The sequence below is a fragment of the Hydrogenophaga sp. 70-12 genome (genome assembly GCF_001897365.1).
Taxonomy (GTDB): domain Bacteria; phylum Pseudomonadota; class Gammaproteobacteria; order Burkholderiales; family Burkholderiaceae_C; genus Hydrogenophaga; species Hydrogenophaga borbori.
In genome coordinates, this window is the sequence record NZ_MKSS01000093.1 from 1 (window position 1) to 17,429 (window position 17,429).

Annotated in this window: 16 protein-coding genes; 11 read left to right on the plus strand and 5 right to left on the minus strand. The window is 70.8% G+C overall.

What is annotated here, in order from left to right; translation table 11 throughout:
* Together BGO22_RS05950 and BGO22_RS05955 are read right to left on the minus strand one after the other, a co-directional pair.
* A partial coding sequence (locus tag BGO22_RS05950; protein ID WP_286849632.1) for an aminopeptidase occupies positions 1 to 296 on the minus strand: 296 nt, incomplete at its 3' end.
* The gene (locus BGO22_RS05955) at positions 296 to 2,347 is read right to left on the minus strand and encodes a molybdopterin-containing oxidoreductase family protein (protein ID WP_139146899.1); all 2,052 of its coding nucleotides are present in this window, start codon (positions 2,345 to 2,347) and stop codon (positions 296 to 298) included. The genes BGO22_RS05950 and BGO22_RS05955, both read right to left, overlap by 1 nt.
* 148 nt (positions 2,348 to 2,495) lie before the next feature.
* Between BGO22_RS05955 and BGO22_RS05960 the strand changes: the two genes are divergently transcribed.
* From BGO22_RS05960 to BGO22_RS05975, 4 genes are all read left to right on the plus strand, one after another.
* Positions 2,496 to 3,653, plus strand: a complete 1,158-nt coding sequence (locus tag BGO22_RS05960) for an ABC transporter substrate-binding protein (RefSeq protein WP_070397134.1) — start codon at positions 2,496 to 2,498, stop codon at positions 3,651 to 3,653.
* A gap of 105 nt (positions 3,654 to 3,758) precedes the next feature.
* Positions 3,759 to 4,979, plus strand: a complete 1,221-nt coding sequence (locus BGO22_RS05965) for a M20 aminoacylase family protein (RefSeq protein WP_070397135.1) — start codon at positions 3,759 to 3,761, stop codon at positions 4,977 to 4,979.
* Complete coding sequence (locus BGO22_RS05970; RefSeq protein WP_070397741.1) at positions 4,976 to 6,073, plus strand: M14 family metallopeptidase; 1,098 nt, start codon at positions 4,976 to 4,978, stop codon at positions 6,071 to 6,073. Before BGO22_RS05965 ends, BGO22_RS05970 begins: the two co-directional genes overlap by 4 nt.
* Positions 6,074 to 6,185: 112 nt before the next feature.
* Positions 6,186 to 6,554: a hypothetical protein gene (locus BGO22_RS05975; protein WP_070397136.1), complete on the plus strand. Its 369-nt coding sequence runs from the start codon at positions 6,186 to 6,188 to the stop codon at positions 6,552 to 6,554.
* On the opposite strand, the gene BGO22_RS05980 is transcribed toward BGO22_RS05975, so the two are convergent.
* Genes BGO22_RS05980 through BGO22_RS05990 form a run of 3 tightly spaced genes read right to left on the minus strand, consistent with a single transcriptional unit; the run spans position 6,523 to position 9,070 of the window.
* Positions 6,523 to 7,176, minus strand: coding sequence for a TetR/AcrR family transcriptional regulator (locus tag BGO22_RS05980; RefSeq protein WP_070397137.1), 654 nt, complete (start codon positions 7,174 to 7,176; stop codon positions 6,523 to 6,525). The genes BGO22_RS05975 and BGO22_RS05980 overlap by 32 nt on opposite strands.
* An 11-nt stretch (positions 7,177 to 7,187) precedes the next feature.
* Positions 7,188 to 8,456, minus strand: coding sequence for a patatin-like phospholipase family protein (locus tag BGO22_RS05985; RefSeq protein WP_070397138.1), 1,269 nt, complete (start codon positions 8,454 to 8,456; stop codon positions 7,188 to 7,190).
* A 56-nt stretch (positions 8,457 to 8,512) separates the two neighbouring features.
* Positions 8,513 to 9,070, minus strand: a complete 558-nt coding sequence (locus BGO22_RS05990) for a phasin family protein (protein WP_070397139.1) — start codon at positions 9,068 to 9,070, stop codon at positions 8,513 to 8,515.
* A 214-nt stretch (positions 9,071 to 9,284) separates the two neighbouring features.
* Here BGO22_RS05990 and BGO22_RS05995 point away from each other — a divergent pair, with 214 nt between their 5' ends.
* The 7 genes from BGO22_RS05995 to BGO22_RS06025 all read left to right on the plus strand — a co-directional run.
* The gene (locus BGO22_RS05995; protein WP_070397140.1) at positions 9,285 to 11,270 is read left to right on the plus strand and encodes an SDR family oxidoreductase; all 1,986 of its coding nucleotides are present in this window, start codon (positions 9,285 to 9,287) and stop codon (positions 11,268 to 11,270) included.
* A gap of 148 nt (positions 11,271 to 11,418) precedes the next feature.
* The gene (argB, locus tag BGO22_RS06000) at positions 11,419 to 12,318 is read left to right on the plus strand and encodes an acetylglutamate kinase (RefSeq protein ID WP_070397141.1); all 900 of its coding nucleotides are present in this window, start codon (positions 11,419 to 11,421) and stop codon (positions 12,316 to 12,318) included.
* Positions 12,319 to 12,322: 4 nt separating this feature from the next.
* On the plus strand, positions 12,323 to 13,012 hold the full coding sequence (locus BGO22_RS06005; RefSeq protein ID WP_070397142.1) for a response regulator: 690 nt from the start codon (positions 12,323 to 12,325) through the stop codon (positions 13,010 to 13,012).
* Positions 12,987 to 14,435 (plus strand): ATP-binding protein, encoded by a 1,449-nt coding sequence (locus BGO22_RS06010; protein ID WP_070397143.1) that lies wholly within the window; start codon positions 12,987 to 12,989, stop codon positions 14,433 to 14,435. Before BGO22_RS06005 ends, BGO22_RS06010 begins: the two co-directional genes overlap by 26 nt.
* Before the next feature lie 128 nt (positions 14,436 to 14,563).
* On the plus strand, positions 14,564 to 15,247 hold the full coding sequence (gene slmA / locus BGO22_RS06015; RefSeq protein WP_070397144.1) for a nucleoid occlusion factor SlmA: 684 nt from the start codon (positions 14,564 to 14,566) through the stop codon (positions 15,245 to 15,247).
* 240 nt (positions 15,248 to 15,487) lie between these two features.
* A complete protein-coding gene (locus BGO22_RS06020) occupies positions 15,488 to 16,165 on the plus strand; it encodes a TetR/AcrR family transcriptional regulator (RefSeq protein WP_070397145.1) in 678 nt (225 codons plus the stop codon).
* A gap of 43 nt (positions 16,166 to 16,208) precedes the next feature.
* Positions 16,209 to 17,429: acyl-CoA dehydrogenase family protein (locus tag BGO22_RS06025; protein ID WP_286849638.1), on the plus strand; the 1,221-nt coding region annotated here is incomplete at its 3' end.

Sequence of the window (17,429 nt, forward strand, 5' to 3'; positions counted from 1 at the left end):
GCCACCACGTTGTAGACGGCGGCGTTGCGCCCCAGGTCGGCGTAGCGGTGGTAGCTGGCGTTGTCGGGCAGGCCCAGTTCGCTCACCGCGAAGGCGCGCAGGCGCTGGGCGAGCAGCAGGCGGTCTTTCAGCGGCCCGGGCGTGCCGGCGTCGGCCAGCCAGTCGTCGATGGGGCGGGCGCGCCACATCAGGTCGACGTGGCCGCTGAGCGACTGCCAGTAGTAGCCCAGGCCCTGCGTGCGGGCGCAACCCGAGACCAGCGCCGTCGCCGCCAGCAGCAGCGCGGCCGCGCGCATCAGGCCGAGGCCTCCAGCGGCGCCACCTGCACGTGGCAGTCGTAGAAGGTGGGGCCGCGGCCCATGTCGGTGAGGCGCTGGCTGGTCACCTCGTTGACGTTGGTGCCGAAGGGGCCGAGCTTGCGCCACCAGATGCCCAGGCCGTTGACCACGCCGGGGCGCGCGCGCTCGGACACCTCGGCCACGCAGCGGTACTCCCCGCGCGGGTTGAACACGCGCACCATCTGACCGCTGGCGATGCCGCGCGGCGCGGCGTCGTCGGCGTGGATTTCCAGCCGCGGCTGGCCCTCGATGCCGCGCAGGCTGGCGACGTTGACGAAGCTGCTGTTGAGGAAGTTGCGGGCGGGCGGCGAGATCATCGCCAGCGGGTAGTCGGGGTTTGCGCCGCCGGGCTCGGCGTTGGGGATGTGGTCGGGCAGCGGGTCCAGGCCCTGGGCGGCCAGACGCTCGCTGTGGAACTCGCAGCGGCCGGACGGCGTGGGGAAGCCGCCCTCGGCGTAGGGCGCTTCGGGCTCCGGCAGCGTGGCCCAGCCGACGTCCAGCAACTGCTGGAAATCGACCCGGTCGCCGAAGGCCGTGCGGCACAGCGTGAGGTCGTCGTCGGCGAAGCAGGGGTCGTCGAAGCCCAGGCGCGCGGCCAGGGCGCGGAAGACCTCGGTGTTGGGGCGCGCCTGGCCCTGCGGGGCGATGGCCGGGCGGTTGAGCAGCACGTCGGTGTGGCCGTAGCTGGTGTGGATGTCCCAGTGCTCGTGCTGCGTGGTGGCCGGCAGGATGTAGTCGGCGAAGTCGGCGGTGTCGGTCTGGAAGTGCTCCAGCACCACGGTGAACAGGTCGTCGCGCGCGAAGCCCTTGACCACCCGGCCCGAGTCGGGCGCCACCGCCACTGGGTTGCTGTTGTAGACGATCAGCGCCTCGACCTTCGGACCGAAGGCGGGCGAGGCCTCGCGCAGCAGGTCGTCGCCGATGGTGCTCATGTTGATGGTGCGCGGCGCGCGCCCGGCCAGCAGCTCGGGCCGCTGCAGCTCGGCGCGGCGCACCGGGAACAGGCCGGAACTGGACAGCAGCAGCCCGCCCGCGCGGTGCCGCCAGGCGCCCACCAGCGCCGGCAGGCAGGCCACCGCGCGGGCGGCGTTGCCGCCGCCGCGCACGCGCTGCATGCCATAGTTCAGGCGGATCGCGGCCGGCTTCGTGGTGCCGTAGGCGCGGGCCAGCTCAGTGATCTGCCGTTCGGGAATGCCGCAGACCTCGGCCGCGCGCGCGGGCGGCCACTGCAGGGCGCGCGCGCGCAGGCCCTCCCAGCCCAGGGTGTGACGGGCGATGTAGTCGTGGTCCAGCCAGTCGTGGACGATCAGCTCGTGCATCAGCGCCAGCGCCAGGGCGGCGTCGGTGCCGGGGCGGATGGCCAGGTGCTCGTGGCACTTCTCGGCGGTTTCGCTGCGCCGGGGGTCGATGCAGACCAGGCGCGCGCCGTCGCGCTTGGCCTGCTGGGCGAGCCTCCAGAAGTGCAGGTTGCTGGCGATGCTGTTGCTGCCCCAGATCAGGATCAGCCGGGCCTCGGCGAAGTGCTCCACCCTCATGCCGACCTTGCCGCCCAGGGTCTGGGTCAGGCCCTCGCTGCCGGCCGAGGCGCAGATGGTGCGGTCCAGGAACGAGGCGCCCAGGCGGTGGAAGAAGCGCGCGGCCATGCCCTCGCCCTGCACCAGGCCCATGGTGCCGGCGTAGCTGTAGGGCAGGATGGCCTGCGGGTCGCGTGCGGCGATGGCCTTCAGGCGGGCGGCGATATCGTCCAGCGCCTCGTCCCAGCCCACCGGCTCGAAGCGCCCGCTGCCCTTGGGGCCCGTGCGGCGCAGGGGCTGCAGCAGGCGCTCGGGGTGGTGGGTGCGCTCGGCGTAGCGCGAGACCTTGGTGCAGAGCACGCCGTCGGTGTGGCGGTGCGCGGGGTTGCCCTGCACCCGCACGGCGCGGCCATTCTCCACCGTGGTCAGCAGGGCGCAGGTGTCGGGGCAGTCGTGCGGACAGGCGCCGCGGACAACAAGTGATGCTTCTGTCATGGCGGAATGGGGGTGTGGCCAAGCGATCATAGGCCGCCGCGTCCGCCCGTTCCGGGGCGCCGCCTGGCGGATGCCCCTGCAGGCATATGAACGCTTGTTTATACCCTTGCGGCTGTCCGAGCCCGTTCCGCCCCCCCAGGAGCCTGCCATGAGACGTCGCCGCCTGCTGACCGCCACCGGTTCCGCCGCCCTGCTGCCCGGCCTGGCCCTGCTGCCCGCCCGCGCCAGCGCCCAGGGGGCCTCCGCCGGCCTGAACGACACCACGCTTGTGCTGGGCCAGTCGGCCCCCTTCAGCGGTGCGGCGGAGCAGCTGGGCCTGCAGTTCCACCTGGGCGCCCAGCTCTTCTTCGAGCAGCTCAATGCCAAGGGAGGCGTGCACGGCCGGCGCATCGACCTCAAGCGCCTGGACGACGGCTACGAGCCCGACCGCTGCGTGGCCAACACCCGCCAGTTCATCGGCGAGGGCGTGTTCGCGCTGTTCGGCTACATCGGCACGCCCACCAGCGTGGTGGCGCTGCCACTGGCCACCGAGGCCAAGGTCCCGTTCTTCGCGCCCTTTTCGGGCGCCGAGGCCCTGCGCACGCCCTTCAATCGCTACGCCATCCACGTGCGGGCCTCGTACTTCGACGAGACGGCGGCCATCGTGCGCCAGCTCACGCAGGTGGGCATCAAGCGCATTTCGGTCTTCTACCAGAACGACGCCTACGGCAAGACCGGCCTGGAAGGCGTCACGCGCGCGCTCAAGGCCCTCAACATGGAGCCCGCGTCCACCGGCACGGTGGAGCGCAACACGGTGGACGTGGCCGAGTCGCTCAAGTCCATCCTGGCCGGGCGGCCCGAGGCGATCGTGCAGATCAGCGCCTACAAGTCCTGCGCCGCCTTCATCCGCGCGGCGCGCAAGGCCGGTTTCGCCGGCAACCTCTACAACGTGTCCTTCGTGGGCACCCAGGCCCTGCTCGACGAGCTCGGCAAGGACGCGCGCGGCGTGGCGGTGAGCCAGGTCATGCCGTTTCCGTACAGCCCGGCCACCCCCCTGTCGGGCGAGTACCTGGCCGCCGTGCGCGCCAAGCAGGGCCGCGCGCCCAACTACTCGGGCATCGAGGGCTACGTGGCCGCCAAGGTGTTCACCGAGGCGCTCAGCCGCGCGGGCCGTGGCCTCAGCCGCGAGGGCTTCATCAACGCCATCGAAGGCATCCGGGGCCTGGACCTGGGTGGTTTCCCGGTGGACTTCGGGCCCAACAAGCACACGGGCTCCCGGTTCGTGGAGCTCACCCTGCTGACCGAGGACGGGCGCGTGCGGCGCTGAAGCGCGGGCCCCCGAGGCCTTGCCCGACGGCCGCGCGGGGCTGTCGCCGCGGGCACGCGCGGCGGCGCCTGCTACCGCTACCATGCCCGGTTTCGGAGACCGGACATGAAGCTCATCGATTCCATCGTTACCCAGGCCGCGGGCATCGCGGCCGTGCGGCGCGACATCCACGCACACCCCGAACTCTGCTTCGAGGAGGTGCGCACCGCCGACCTCGTCGCCGCCAAGCTCACCGAATGGGGCATCCCGATCCACCGCGGCATGGGCACCACCGGCGTGGTGGGCATCGTGCACGGTCGCGACGGCGGCGCCAGTGGCCGCGCCATCGGCCTGCGCGCCGACATGGACGCCCTGCCCATGCAGGAGCACAACCGCTTCGCCCACGCCAGCCAGCACGCCGGCAAGATGCACGCCTGCGGCCACGACGGACACACCGCCATGCTGCTGGCCGCGGCCCAGCACTTCGCCAAGCACCGCCACTTCGACGGCACGGTTTACCTGATCTTCCAGCCGGCCGAAGAGGGCGGCGGCGGCGCGCGCGAAATGATCAAGGACGGCCTGTTCAGCGAGTTTCCGATGGAAGCGGTGTTCGGCATGCACAACTGGCCCGGCCTGCCCACAGGCAGCTTCGCGGCCAGCGCCGGGCCGGTCATGGCGTCCACCAGCGAATTCAAGATCACCATCCGCGGCAAGGGCGGACACGCCGCGCTGCCCCACACCGGCATCGACCCAGTGCCGGTGGCCTGCCAGATGGTCATGGGCTTGCAGACGATCATCACGCGCAACAAGAAGCCGGTGGACGCGGGCGTGATCTCGGTCACCATGATTCACACCGGCGAGGCCACCAACGTGGTGCCCGACCACGCCGAGCTGCAAGGCACTGTGCGCACCTTCACCTACGAGGTGCTCGACCTGATCGAAAAGCGCATGAAGGAAATCGCCGAGCACACCTGCGCGGCTTATGGCACCGCTTGCGAATTCGAGTTCAAGCGCAATTACCCGCCCACCGTGAACCACCCGGCCGAGACCGCCTTCGCGCGCGAGGTGCTGGCCGAGATCGTCGGTCCCGAGCGCGTGCTGGCGCAGGAGCCCACCATGGGCGCCGAGGACTTCGCCTACATGCTGCAGGCCAAGCCGGGCTGCTACGTGTTCATCGCCAACGGCGACGGCGCCCACCGCGAGGTCGGCCATGGAGAAGGGCCCTGCGTGCTGCACAACCCGAACTACGACTTCAACGACGACCTGATCCCCCTGGGCGCCACCTACTGGGTGCGCCTGGCCGAGAAATGGCTGGCCCAGCCGCGCGCGAACGGGGGTGCGGCGTGATCGAGATCCGCGACGCGTTCTCTCCGACCTACGCCAAGGCCCGGGTCAAGTTCCTCGAGGCCGCCGCCGCGGCGGGCCTGGCCATCCGCAGCCACGAGCACCCGCTCAAGGGCCGCGAGGGCGAAACCCTGGCCATGGACACCGCCCTCGATGGCTCGCCCGACGCCGAGCAGTTGCTCATCGTGAGCAGCGCCTGCCATGGCGCCGAAGGCTTCTGCGGCTCCGGCGTGCAGGTGCACGCCCTGCACGACGCCGAGTGGCGCGCCAAGGCGCGCGACGCCGGCGTGGCGGTGCTCTACATCCACGCGCTCAACCCGCACGGCTTTTCCTGGCTGCGCCGCGTGACGCACGAGAACGTGGACCTGAACCGCAACTTCCAGGACTTCTCCGGCCCCCTGCCGGTGAACGAGGACTACGCCGATCTGCACCACCTGCTGCTGCCGGACGAGTGGCCGCCCACGGCCGAGAACGAAGCGGCCGTGCGCGGCTGGATCGCCCGGCGCGGCATGACCGCCTTCCAGGCCGCCATCACCATGGGCCAGCACCGCTTCGCCGACGGCCTGTTCTTCGGCGGCACCGCGCCCACCTGGAACAACGACACGGTGCGCCGGGTGCTGCGCGAGCAGGCCGGGCGCGCGCGCCGCGTGGCCTGGATCGACCTGCACACCGGCCTGGGTCCCAGCGGCCTGGGCGAGCGCATCTTCGCCTGCCGCGACGACGCGGCCGCCTTCGCGCGCGCCAAGGCCTGGTGGGGCGGCGACGGCGCCACCCCCATCACCTCCATCTACGACGGCTCGTCCACCTCGGCCCTGCTCACCGGCCTGATGTGGGTGTCTATCTACCAGGAATGCCCGCAGGCGGAGTACACCGGCATCGCGCTGGAGTACGGCACGGTCCCCATTCCCGAGGTGATCGATGCGCTGCGCGGCGACCACTGGTTGCACCAGCACCCCGATGCGCCGGCCGAGCTGCAGGCGGCCATCAAGCAGCGCGTCAAGGACGCCTTCTACACCGACACCGACGTCTGGCGCGGCCAGATCGTGAGCCAGGCGCGCCAGGCCATGTTCCAGGCGGTCGACGGCCTGAAGGGCTGAAGGCCCTGTGATCGAGGCGTGAATTCCACCGGGCCGCCGCGCCGCGGCCCGGTTCTCCCGACGTCAAATGCCGGCCCGCGCGCCACCGGGGCGCCGCGTGCAAGGAGCACCGATGGAGATCGAATGGGGTTCGCGCTACGAGTTGCCGCCGCCGCGGCCCGAGCTGCCGGCCGCCTGGGCCCTGGAAGAGCTGGCCGACGAGTTGATGCGCCTGAGGGTGGGCGGCGTCAACCCCAGGCTGCTGGGTGTGGCCGACGCGTTCGGCGCGGGCGGCTGGTGCATCCACCCGGAGGGCCCGGTCTGGGTGGTCTACTACGCCGAAGGGGGGCGCCGCTGGCGCCCCTCGGTGTTTACCAGCCCCTTCGACGCCGCCAACTTCTACCTGTGGCTGCACCTGGCCGACATGGCGCCAGCGGCGCGCGGCGCGGCGCGCTTCCTGGGCTTTTCGCTCAGCGCTGGTACGCCGACGACAGCGCCATGAGGTGCTGGCGCTGCGCCGGCTCCAGGTAGGGGGCGAGCTGGTGCAGCACGTGCTGCGCGCCGCGCAGCAGCGCCGCCTGCGCGTGGTCGGGCTCCAGGGCGTGGCGCGGGTCGCGCACGTACTCGAAGCTCAGCCAGAACGTGAGCAGGGCCACCATGCCATCGGCCGTGGGGTCGAGTTCGCGGCTGTCGATCTGGACCGCGCCCGAGCGGCCCAGGCCGCCCAGCAGCTGGCGGATGGCGCGCGTCTTGGCCGCCAGCAGGCCCTGGAAACGCGTCTCCAGCAGGCGGTTCTTGGACAGCAGGTCGTTCAGGTCGCGGTAGAGGAAGCGGTACTCCCAGATGCGCTCGAACAGCGAGTGCAGGAAGAACCAGGCGTCTTCCACGTGGCGCACGCCCTCGGCCGCACCCAGCAACTCGTTCAGGGACCGCTCGTAGCGCTCGAACAGCGAGTTGATGAGCTCGTCCTTGGCCGGGTAGTGGTAGTACAGGTTGCCGGGGCTGATGCCCAGTTCGGCCGAGATCAGCGTGGTGGAGACGTTGGGCTCGCCGAAGCGGTTGAACAGCGCCAGCGTGGTTTCCAGGATGCGTTCGGCCGTGCGGCGCGGGGCTTTCTTGGGCATGCGCGCGGGGTTCAGTGGAATGCCCGCCGCGGGGCTGAGCGCCTTGGGAGCGGCCCGGCGGCGCTCTCTGCGGTGGCCGGCAGGCGGCGCTGCAGTTCGTCGAGCACGCGGTGCAGCCGCGTGGCCACGGCGCTGTCGGCGGGCCGGTAGCGCGTGTCGATCAGGCGGCGTTCCGGGTCGGCGAGCGCGGCGTGGTCGATGGTGATGCCGTGGCGCGCCAGCTGCGGCGCCAGGCGGCCCGCGCGCAGCCGCAGCAGCGCGCGCGTGCGCTGGAAGGCGTGTTCGGCCATTTCGCGGCGCTGGCGGTAGCTGAAGGTGTTGGCGAAGAACAGCTCGGCATCGCGCTGGTCGGGCTCGATCAGCACGATGTCGGTGTGGGGGTAGATGCGCTCGTAGCGCTCGAAGGCCAGCACCAGGCGCGAATGGATCATGGAGCGGAAGGTCTGGCTCATCACCACCGGCAGCCCACCCTCCACCAGCGCGGGAATGCGGCCGCCGTGCGTCGATTCCGGGGTGGCGTGGTAAGGCACCAGGGGATTGAGGCACAGCAGCAGGTCCACGCCGTCGTCCAGGGCGACCGAGGCGTGCATGGTCTTCTTGAGCGCGCCGTCCACGTAGTGGCGCCCGCCGATCTGCACCGGCGGGAACAGGCCAGGCAGGGCGGCGCTGGCCTGGATGGCGCGCGAGATCGGCACGTGGTCCCAACCCGGCTGGCCGAAGGGCGCCGCCTCGCCGGTGTCCAGGTCGGTGGCCACCAGGGTCAGGCGCGCGCGCAGGTCGCTGAAGCGGTTGCTGCGGCCGGGCCGGCTGAACAGCCGGGCGATCTCGCGGTGGATGGTGTCGTTGTCGAGCACGCCGGCGGGCAGCGCGGCCCCCAGTCGCTCCAGTGCCTGGCTCAAGGCCTTGCCCTGGACCAGCCAGGACCAGGCGGCCTCGCCCGCCAGGCGCGGCAGCGTGCGCAGCCGCTGGGCGAACTCGCCCCAGGCCGGCTGCATCAGCCAGGCCGGGTCAAAGCCGTCGAGCCGGGGCCGGTCCTCGATGAAGGTCTCGCACAGTTCGCGCGGCGTGATGCCATTGGCCAGCGCGGCGGCGATGAAGCCGCCCGCCGACACGCCCACGTAGTGGTCGCAGGCGTTGAGGTCCAGGCCGTCGAGCGAGTCGTCGAGCGCGCACAGGGCGCCGATCTCGTAGATGGCACCGAGCGGGCCGCCACCGGCCAGGGCCAGCCCGATGCGCGGCGGACGTGGGCCGGTACGGGTACGCGGGGGGGTACGGCTCATGCGAGCGAGTGTAGGGGGCGCCCCGGCTCAAGCGTGCTGCGCTGCAGCAGCGCGGCTCAGGTGGCGGCCTTCTTCGCCGCGGCTTTGCGGGCGGGGCTGCGCTTGGCGGGCGCCTTGCGGGGCGCGGCCTTGGCGCTGGCCGAGGCCTTGCGCGCGGGCTTGGTGGCCACGTCCACGCCGCCGAGCTTGAGCACCTGCTGGTTGAGCGCCTCGATGCGCTCCATCAGCGCCTCGACGTCGCGCGCCGAGGGCACGCCCAGCTTGCCCAGGGCCTTGGCCACGCGCTCCTCGAACAGGCTCTCCAGCTTGTCCCACTGGCCGGCGGCCTTGCTCTGGATGTCGTTGGCCATGCTGCTCACGCGGCTGGTGGCCTCGCTGATGCGCTCCTCGGCCGCGGTCTGGGTTTTGCGCTGGATGTTGATGCCTTCCTTGACCAGGGTCTCGAAGGCCTTGCCGCCTTCCGCCTGCGCCTTGGCGAAGGCGCCGAGGCCGGCCAGCCAGATCTGCTGGGCCGATTCCTTGATGGCGCCGGCCAGCGGCGAGGCGCCGCTGCCCTTCTCGTCGCCGCCATTGGTGCGGGCGCTGCCGCCCTTCTTCTGGATCTTCTTGACCATGCTTCGGGCTCCTGAATGGTGGTTGCTGCGGATGCGCTGGCGGCCTGCGGGGCGTCGCCATGCCGCGCATGGTGGCGGCCCGCGCCGGGCCTGTGTAGGGGCATGCGACTAAATCGGCCACGGGTTTCTGCGGAATGGGCCGCCCGATCGCGTGCAACAGAATCGCGAGCAATGCCCTTGGCGGCACCCCAGCAACAACACACAGGAGCCCCCCATGCAGTACTTCGTGACCGGAGCCACCGGCTTCATCGGCAAGCGCCTCGTTCGCCGGCTGCTGCAGCGAAAGGGGGCGGTGGTGCACTTCCTGATCCGGCGCGAAAGCGAAGGCAAGGTGGCGGCGCTGCGCGAGTACTGGGGCGTGGGGCCGGCGCGCGCCGTGCCGGTGTTCGGCGACCTCACCGAGAAGAAGCTCGGCGTCTCGGCCGACGACGTGAAGGCCCTCAAGGGGCAGATCGACCACTTCTTTCACCTGGCCGCGGTGTACGACCTGGGCGCCGACGAGGAGAGCCAGGTGGCCGTCAACATCGACGGCACGCGCCACACGCTGGAGCTGGCCAAGGCCATCGGTGCGGGCCACTTCCACCACGTTTCGTCCATCGCCGCGGCGGGCTTGTACGAGGGCGTGTTCCGCGAGGACATGTTCGAGGAGGCCGAGAACATCGACCACCCCTATTTCATGACCAAGCACGAGAGCGAGAAGCTGGTGCGCGCCGAGAGCAAGCTGGCCTGGACCGTGTACCGCCCGGCGATGGTGGTGGGCGACAGCCAGACCGGCGAGATGGACAAGATCGACGGCCCCTACTACTTCTTCAAGCTGATCCAGCGCATGCGCCAGATCCTGCCGCCGTGGATGCCCAGCATCGGCCTCGAGGGCGGGCGCATCAACATCGTGCCAGTGGACTTCGTGGTCAATGCGCTCGACCACATCGCCCATGGCCCGCGCCAGGGCGGCGAGTGCTTCCACCTGGTGGACCCGGTGGGCTACCGCGTGGGCGATGTGCTCGACATCTTCAGCAAGGCCGCGCACGCGCCCAAGATGAACCTGTTCGTCAACGCGGCGCTGCTGGGCTTTATCCCGAAGAGCGTCAAGAAGGGCCTGATGGCCCTGGCGCCGGTGCGCCGCGTGCGCGACGCGGTGATGAAGGACCTGGGCCTGCCCGAGGACATGCTCACCTTCGTCAACTACCCCACACGCTTCGACTGCCGCGGCACCCTGGCCGCGCTCAAGGGCAGCGGCGTGGAGTGCCCGAACCTGAAGGACTACGCCTGGCGCCTGTGGGACTACTGGGAGCGCCACCTCGACCCCGACCTGCACCGCGACCGCAGCCTCAGGGGGACCGTCGCGGGAAAGGTGGTCCTGGTCACGGGCGGTAGTTCCGGCATCGGCCTGGCGGCGGCGCACACCTTCGCCGAGGCCGGTGCCACCACCATCATTTGCGGCCGTGACCAGGACAAGCTCGACGAGGCCTGCAAGGAGGCCAAGGCCAAGGGATACCAGTTCATCGCCTACCCGGCCGACATCGCCGACATGGCCGATTGCGACCGCTTCGTGCAGCTGCTGGTGCAGCAGCACGGCGGCGTGGACTTCCTCATCAACAACGCCGGCCGCTCCATTCGCCGCGCCATCGAGGGCAGCTACGACCGCTTTCACGACTTCGAGCGCACCATGCAGCTCAACTACTTCGGCTGCCTGCGCGTGACCATGGGCCTGCTGCCGGGCATGGTGCAGCGGCGCCGGGGGCATGTGGTCAACATCAGCTCGATCGGCGTGCTCACCAACGCGCCGCGCTTCTCGGCCTACGTGGCCAGCAAGGCCGCGCTGGACGCCTGGACGCGCTGCGCCAGCAGCGAGTTCGCCGACCAGGGCATCACCTTCACCACCATCAACATGCCCCTGGTGCGCACGCCCATGATCGCGCCCACCAAGATCTACAACAACGTGCCCACGCTGAGCCCCGAGGAGGCCGCCGACATGATCGCCCAGGCCTGTATCGACAAGCCGGTGCGCATCGCCACCCGCCTGGGCGTGACCGGCCAGGTGATGCACGCGCTGGTGCCGCGCATCGCGCAGATCGTGATGAACACCAGCTTTCGCATGTTCCCGGACTCGGCGGCGGCCAAGGGCGAGAAGGGCGCGAAGGCGCAGCTGTCGCCCGAGGCGATCGCCATGCAGCAGATGATGCGGGGCATCCATTTTTGAAGTCCCCCCGCGGCGCCTTGAACCACCCGCCGAAGGGGCAACACCTGCGGCGCGGCGAAGCCGGTTCCGCGGTGTTTCGGGGTTGAGGGCCTGGCGTTCGGTGCCTCTCTAAAATCGCGGTTTTGCTCCTCTCGGAAGAACCTCGCGCATGTCCACCGCCCCCGACATCACCACCATCGCACCGCGCGACCGCGCGGAAATCCTCGCCCAGGCGCTGCCCTACATCCGGCAGTTCCACGGCAAGACCATGGTCATCAAGTACGGCGGCAACGCCATGACCGATCCGGCCCTGCAGCAGGATTTCGCCGAGGACGTGGTGCTGCTCAAGCTGGTGGGCATCAACCCGGTGGTGGTGCACGGCGGCGGCCCGCAGATCGAGACCCTGCTCAAGCGCCTGGGCAAGAAGGGCGAGTTCATCCAGGGCATGCGCGTCACCGATGCCGAGACCATGGAAGTCGTCGAGTGGGTGCTGGCCGGCGAAGTGCAGCAGGACATCGTGGGCCTGATCAACCAGGCCGGCGGCAAGGCGGTGGGCCTGACCGGCCGCGACGGCGCCATGATCCGCGCGCGCAAGCTGCGCATGGCCGACCAGGCCGACCCCTCGCGCGAGCACGACGTCGGCCAGGTCGGCGACATCGTGGGCATCGACCCGGCGGTGGTGAAGGCCCTGCAGGACGACCAGTTCATCCCGGTGGTGAGCCCGATCGGCTTCGGCGAGCACAACGAGAGCTACAACATCAACGCCGACGTGGTGGCCGCCAAGCTGGCCACCGTGCTGCAGGCCGAGAAGCTGCTCATGCTCACCAACATTCGCGGCGTGCTCGACAAGGACGGCCAGCTGCTCACCGAGCTCACGCCGCGCCGCATCGACGAGCTGGTGGCCGACGGCACCATCTCCGGCGGCATGATCCCCAAGATCGCCGGGGCGCTGGACGCCGCCAAGAGCGGCGTGAACGCGGTGCACATCATCGACGGCCGCGTGCCGCACGCGCTGCTGCTCGAGGTGCTGGGCAACGAGCCCTTCGGCACCATGATCAAAAGCCACTGATCCCATGCGCCTGCTGCTGGTCGAGGACGACGTCATGGTCGCCAGCGGCATCAAGCTGGGCCTGGCCGACGCGGGCTACACCGTCGACTGGGTGGGCAGCGCCGAGCGCGCCGAGCAGGTGCTGGCGCGCGAGGGCTTCGACGCCGCCATCCTCGACATCGGCCTGCCCGGTGGCGACGGCCTGGCGCTCACGCGCCACATCCGCGCGCAGGGCCTGGCGCTGCCCGTGCTGATCCTCACCGCGCGCGACGCGCTGCACGACCGCGTGCAGGGCCTGGACCTCGGCGCCGACGACTACATGGTCAAGCCCTTCGAGCTGCCCGAGCTGCTGGCCCGCCTGCGCGCGCTGCTGCGCCGCTCCCAGGCCGCCACCTCGGCCGTGCTGGGCTTCGGCGCGCTGGAGATGGACACCGCGCACCGGCGCGTCACGCTCGCGGGCCAGCCGCTGGAGCTGGGCCCGCGCGAATGGACCGTGCTCGAGTACATGCTGATGCAGACCCCCAAGCCCGTGGCCAAGGACAAGCTGCTGGCCGCGCTCACCGGCTGGGACAAGGAAATCACGCCCAACGCGATCGAGGTCTACGTCTCGCGGCTGCGCGCCAAGCTGGAGCCGGCGGGCATCGCGGTGCGCGCCATCCGCGGTTTCGGCTACCGCCTGGAGTGCGCCGATGCCGCGGGTCGTGCCGACGCCTGATCCCGGCGCACCGCGCGACCTGATCGGCGGCCTGCGGCGCCGCCTCATGGTCATGCTGCTGGCCACCATCGGGGCCATCGGCGCGGCCACGGTGGCCTTCCACTACCAGGGCGCGGGCACCGCCGCGCTGCAGCAGGACCAGCGCCTGCTGCGCCTGGTGCCCATGCTGGCCGATTCGGTGGTGGTGCCGCGCGGTGTTGCCCCCACCGATGGCACCGACCTCACCCTGCTGATGGCGCCCCCGATCCAGGAGTTCCTGGCCGACCGCGACGGCCACACCGCCGTGGGCGTGTTCAGCCCGCAGGGCGAGCGCCTGGTCGGCGCCGACTGGCTGCCGGTGCTGCTGCCCACCACCGAGGCCCCCGAGTTCGTGAGCGTGGTCGATGCCGGCGTCACGCACCGCGTGGTCGCCCAGCGCGCGGTCACCGAGGCGGGCGAGCTCATCCTGGTGCTGGCCGACGGCAGCGACGCGCGCCAGCACTGGCTGCGCAACGTGCTGCTGCGCGTGCTCCTGCCCAACCTGGCCCTGTTCGCTGTGGCCGCGGGCGTGCTGGGCTGGGGCGTCACGCGCGCGCTGCAGCCGCTCATGGACCTGAGGCAGGCGGTGGAGCGGCGCTCGCCGCGCGACCTGAGTCCGATCGACGAGCGCCAGACGCCGGCCGAGGTGCGCCCGCTGGTCAACGCCCTCAACCGCCTGTTCGCGCGTGTCAACGAGCAAAGCGACACCCAGCGGCGCTTCGTGGCCGACGCCGCGCACCAGCTGCGCACGCCGCTGGCCGGACTGCAGGCCCAGGTGGAGGCCTGGGCCCAGGCGGCGCGCAGCATGGGCGCGGGCGACCTGCTGAGCCTGCGCGCCGAGCAGGTGCTGCGCCTGCGCGACGCCACGCGCAACACCACCCAGCTCGCCAACCAGCTGCTGGCCTTGTCGCGGGCCGACGCGCTGCGCGACGACGATGCGGCCCGCGAGACGGTGGACCTGGCCGAGCTCTGCGAGACCGTGCTCGCGCATTTCCTGGACGCTGCCGGCGCGCGCCGCATCGACCTGGGGCTGGAGGCGGCGCCCGCGCGCGTGCAAGGCCACGCCTGGCTGCTGCGCGAACTGCTGATCAACCTGGTGGACAACGCCATCAAATACACCCCCGTGGGTGGCGCCGTCACCCTGCGCTGCGGTCAGGGCGATGGCGGGGCGGGCGCGGCTTGGATCGAGGTGGAGGACGACGGCCCCGGCATCGCGCCGGCCGAGCGTGCGCGCGTCCTGCAGCGCTTTTACCGCGTGCCCGGTACCGGCGGCAGCGGGCACGGCCTGGGCCTGGCGATTGCCGATGGCATCGCGCGCGTACACCACACGCAGCTGCGGCTGGGCAGCGGTGCCGCGGGGCATGGCCTGTGCGTGCGCGTGGTTTTCGATGCGGTTGCCCACTAGCTGCGCAGACCGCGCCGATGCTGGGTAACCAGATGTAGCCGGCTGTGCGAGAATGCCGCGCGAATACCCCCGAGCCCCCTCGGGGGCCGCGTCCACCGGACTGACAGCCACCTCACGGACCACCGACCATGACCCCTGCTGCCGCGCCCGACAGGCCCTCGCCCGACGACGACACGCTGGACGCCGCGTCCGCCACGGAAGCGGTCGAAGCCACCGGCCGCAAGCGGCCCAAGCCGGGCGAGCGCCGCGTGCAGATCCTGCAGGCCCTGGCCACCATGCTCGAGCAGCCCGGTGCCGAGCGCATCACCACCGCGGCCCTGGCGGCGCGGCTGGAGGTGAGCGAGGCGGCGCTGTACCGCCACTTCGCGAGCAAGGCCCAGATGTTCGAGGGCCTGATCGAGTTCATCGAACAAACCGTCTTCGGCCTCATCAACCAGCTCGACGAGCGCGAGCCCGATGCCCAGGCGCGCTGCCGCAAGCTCGTGGCCCTGCTGCTGCAGTTCGGCGAAAAGAATCCCGGCATGACGCGCGTGATGGTCGGCGACGCCCTGGTGTTCGAGAACGAACGCCTGCAGCAGCGCATGAACCTGTTCTTCGACAAGATCGAGGCCACGCTGCGCCAGAACCTGCGCGAGGCCGCCACGCTCGGCGGCGCCGCCACGCCCACGGTGGACGCGCAGGCCGACGCCTCGGTCATCACGGCCTTCTGCGTCGGGCGCCTGCAGCGCTTCGCGCGCAGCGGCTTCAAACGCTCGCCCAACGAAAGCCTGGAGCACAGCCTGGCGCTGCTGCTGCCCGGCGGGCGGGGCTGATCCGCCGCTTCAGGCGGCAGGCGCCTTGGGCGCCGGCATCGCGTCCCGGCCAGCCCGGGGCGGGCGACCGCGCGGCCAGTCCTTCGGTCGCAGCAACCCCGCCGCCTTAGGCAGCTGGCTCTAAATCAAACCCGCGCAAATGCCCTCGGGCTTGCCAGCTGCGCCGGAATCTGGGTAAAAATAGAACGACCGTTCGTTTCTTTCGGCCGACACCCCTCGGCCGATCCACCCAGGCCCCGCATGAGCGACACCACCGCCAGCCGTCCCCGCCGCGCCGCGCCCGCCAATGGCCGCTCGGCCAAGCCCCAAGCCAAGGGCCAGCAGACCAAGGCCGCCATCGTCGACGCCGCCTTGGGTCTGGCCACGCAGATCGGGCTCGAGGGCCTGTCCATCGGCGCGCTCGCCGAGGTCATGCAGATGAGCAAGTCCGGTGTCTTCGCGCACTTCGGCTCGCGCGAGGAGCTGCAGATCTCGGTCGTGCGTGAGTACCACACGCGCTTCGAGGACGAGGTTTTCTACCCCGCCATGAGCGCCCCGCGCGGCCTGCCGCGCCTGCGCGCGATGTTCGACAACTGGATGAAGCGCACCTCGGTCGAGATCGACTCGGGGTGCATCTACATCAGCGGCGCCGTCGAGTTCGACGACCGCCCCGGCCCCGTGCGCGACGCGCTCGCGAGCTCGGTCAGCACCTGGCAGGAGGCCCTGCGGCGCGCGATCGAGATCGCCGCAGAGGAGGGCCACCTGTCGGCCGACACCGACGCGTCACAGGTGGCCTTCGAAATCCACGGTCTGATTCTTGCCCTGCACTACGAGGCGCGCTTCCTGCGCAGCCCCGGCTGCCTCGACCGCGCCTGGCGCGGCTTCGGCGCCATCCTTGAGCGCAACGGCGCGCGCCAGTCCGCCGGCCGCAAGGCCTGAACGCCCCCTTTTCATCTCGACGAAACCACAGGAGAACCCACCCATGCCCGTCTACTCCCCCCCGCTGCGCGACATGCAGTTCGTGATGCACGAGGTCTTCAATGCCGTGGAGGAGCTCAAGGCCTGCCCGCCGCACGCCGACATCGACGCCGACACCATCAACGCGGTGCTGGAAGAGGGTGGCAAGTTCGCGGCCGAGGTGACCTTCCCGCTCAACGTCAGCGGCGACGCGGAAGGTTGCGTGCTGGACCAGTCCACGCACGAGGTGAAGGCGCCCAAGGGCTTCAAGGAGGCCTACGCGCAATACGTGCAAGGCGGCTGGCCCGCGCTCTCCTGCGACCCGGCGTTCGGCGGCCAGGGGCTGCCCCTGATCGTGAACCAGTGCTTCTACGAGATGCTCAACAGCGCCAACCAGGCCTGGACCATGTACCCCGGCCTGTCGCACGGCGCCTACGAATGCCTGCACGCCCATGGCTCGCCCGAGCAGAAGCAGCGCTACCTGCCCAAGCTCACCAGCGGCGAATGGACCGGCACCATGTGCCTGACCGAGCCGCATTGCGGCACCGACCTGGGCCTGCTGCGCACCAAGGCCGAACCCCAGGCCGACGGCACCTACAAGCTCACGGGCCAGAAGATCTTCATCAGCGCGGGCGAGCACGACCTGGCCGAGAACATCCTGCACCTGGTGCTCGCGCGGCTGCCGGACGCGCCCGCGGGCAGCAAGGGCATCAGCCTGTTCCTGGTGCCCAAACACCTGGTGAAGGCCGACGGCACCCTGGGCGAGCGCAACGCCATCCACTGCGGCGGCCTGGAGCACAAGATGGGCATCCATGGCAACGCCACCGCTCAGATGGTGCTCGACGGCGCCGTGGGCACCCTGGTGGGTGAACCCAACAAGGGCTTGCCCGCCATGTTCGTGATGATGAACGCCGCCCGCCTGGGCGTGGGCAACCAGAGCCTGGGCCTGACCGAAGTGGCCTACCAGAACGCCCTGGCCTACGCCAAGGACCGCATCCAGATGCGCAGCCTCTCGGGTGTGAAGGCCAAGGACAAGCCGGCCGACCCCATCATCGTGCACCCCGACGTGCGCAAGATGCTGCTCACGGCCAAGGCCTACGCCGAAGGCGGCCGCGCGCTGCTGATGTTCTGCACCCTGCTGCTCGACAAGGAGCTGCACCACCCCGACGAGAAGGTGCGCAAGGACAGCGCCGACCTCGCCGCGCTGCTCACGCCCATCGCCAAGGCCTTCCTCACCGACAACGGC

Coding starts and splice junctions, on each gene's coding strand:
- BGO22_RS06010 (WP_070397143.1), top strand. CDS start 12,987: ATGCCGCGGGTCGTGCCGACGCCTGATCCCGGCGCACCGCGCGACCTG.
- BGO22_RS05965 (WP_070397135.1), top strand. CDS start 3,759: ATGAAGCTCATCGATTCCATCGTTACCCAGGCCGCGGGCATCGCGGCC.
- BGO22_RS05985 (WP_070397138.1), bottom strand. CDS start 8,456: ATGAGCCGTACCCCCCCGCGTACCCGTACCGGCCCACGTCCGCCGCGC.
- BGO22_RS06005 (WP_070397142.1), top strand. CDS start 12,323: ATGCGCCTGCTGCTGGTCGAGGACGACGTCATGGTCGCCAGCGGCATC.
- BGO22_RS05960 (WP_070397134.1), top strand. CDS start 2,496: ATGAGACGTCGCCGCCTGCTGACCGCCACCGGTTCCGCCGCCCTGCTG.
- BGO22_RS05980 (WP_070397137.1), bottom strand. CDS start 7,176: ATGCCCAAGAAAGCCCCGCGCCGCACGGCCGAACGCATCCTGGAAACC.
- BGO22_RS05990 (WP_070397139.1), bottom strand. CDS start 9,070: ATGGTCAAGAAGATCCAGAAGAAGGGCGGCAGCGCCCGCACCAATGGC.
- slmA (WP_070397144.1), top strand. CDS start 14,564: ATGACCCCTGCTGCCGCGCCCGACAGGCCCTCGCCCGACGACGACACG.
- BGO22_RS05975 (WP_070397136.1), top strand. CDS start 6,186: ATGGAGATCGAATGGGGTTCGCGCTACGAGTTGCCGCCGCCGCGGCCC.
- argB (WP_070397141.1), top strand. CDS start 11,419: ATGTCCACCGCCCCCGACATCACCACCATCGCACCGCGCGACCGCGCG.
- BGO22_RS05955 (WP_139146899.1), bottom strand. CDS start 2,347: ATGACAGAAGCATCACTTGTTGTCCGCGGCGCCTGTCCGCACGACTGC.
- BGO22_RS06020 (WP_070397145.1), top strand. CDS start 15,488: ATGAGCGACACCACCGCCAGCCGTCCCCGCCGCGCCGCGCCCGCCAAT.
- BGO22_RS05995 (WP_070397140.1), top strand. CDS start 9,285: ATGCAGTACTTCGTGACCGGAGCCACCGGCTTCATCGGCAAGCGCCTC.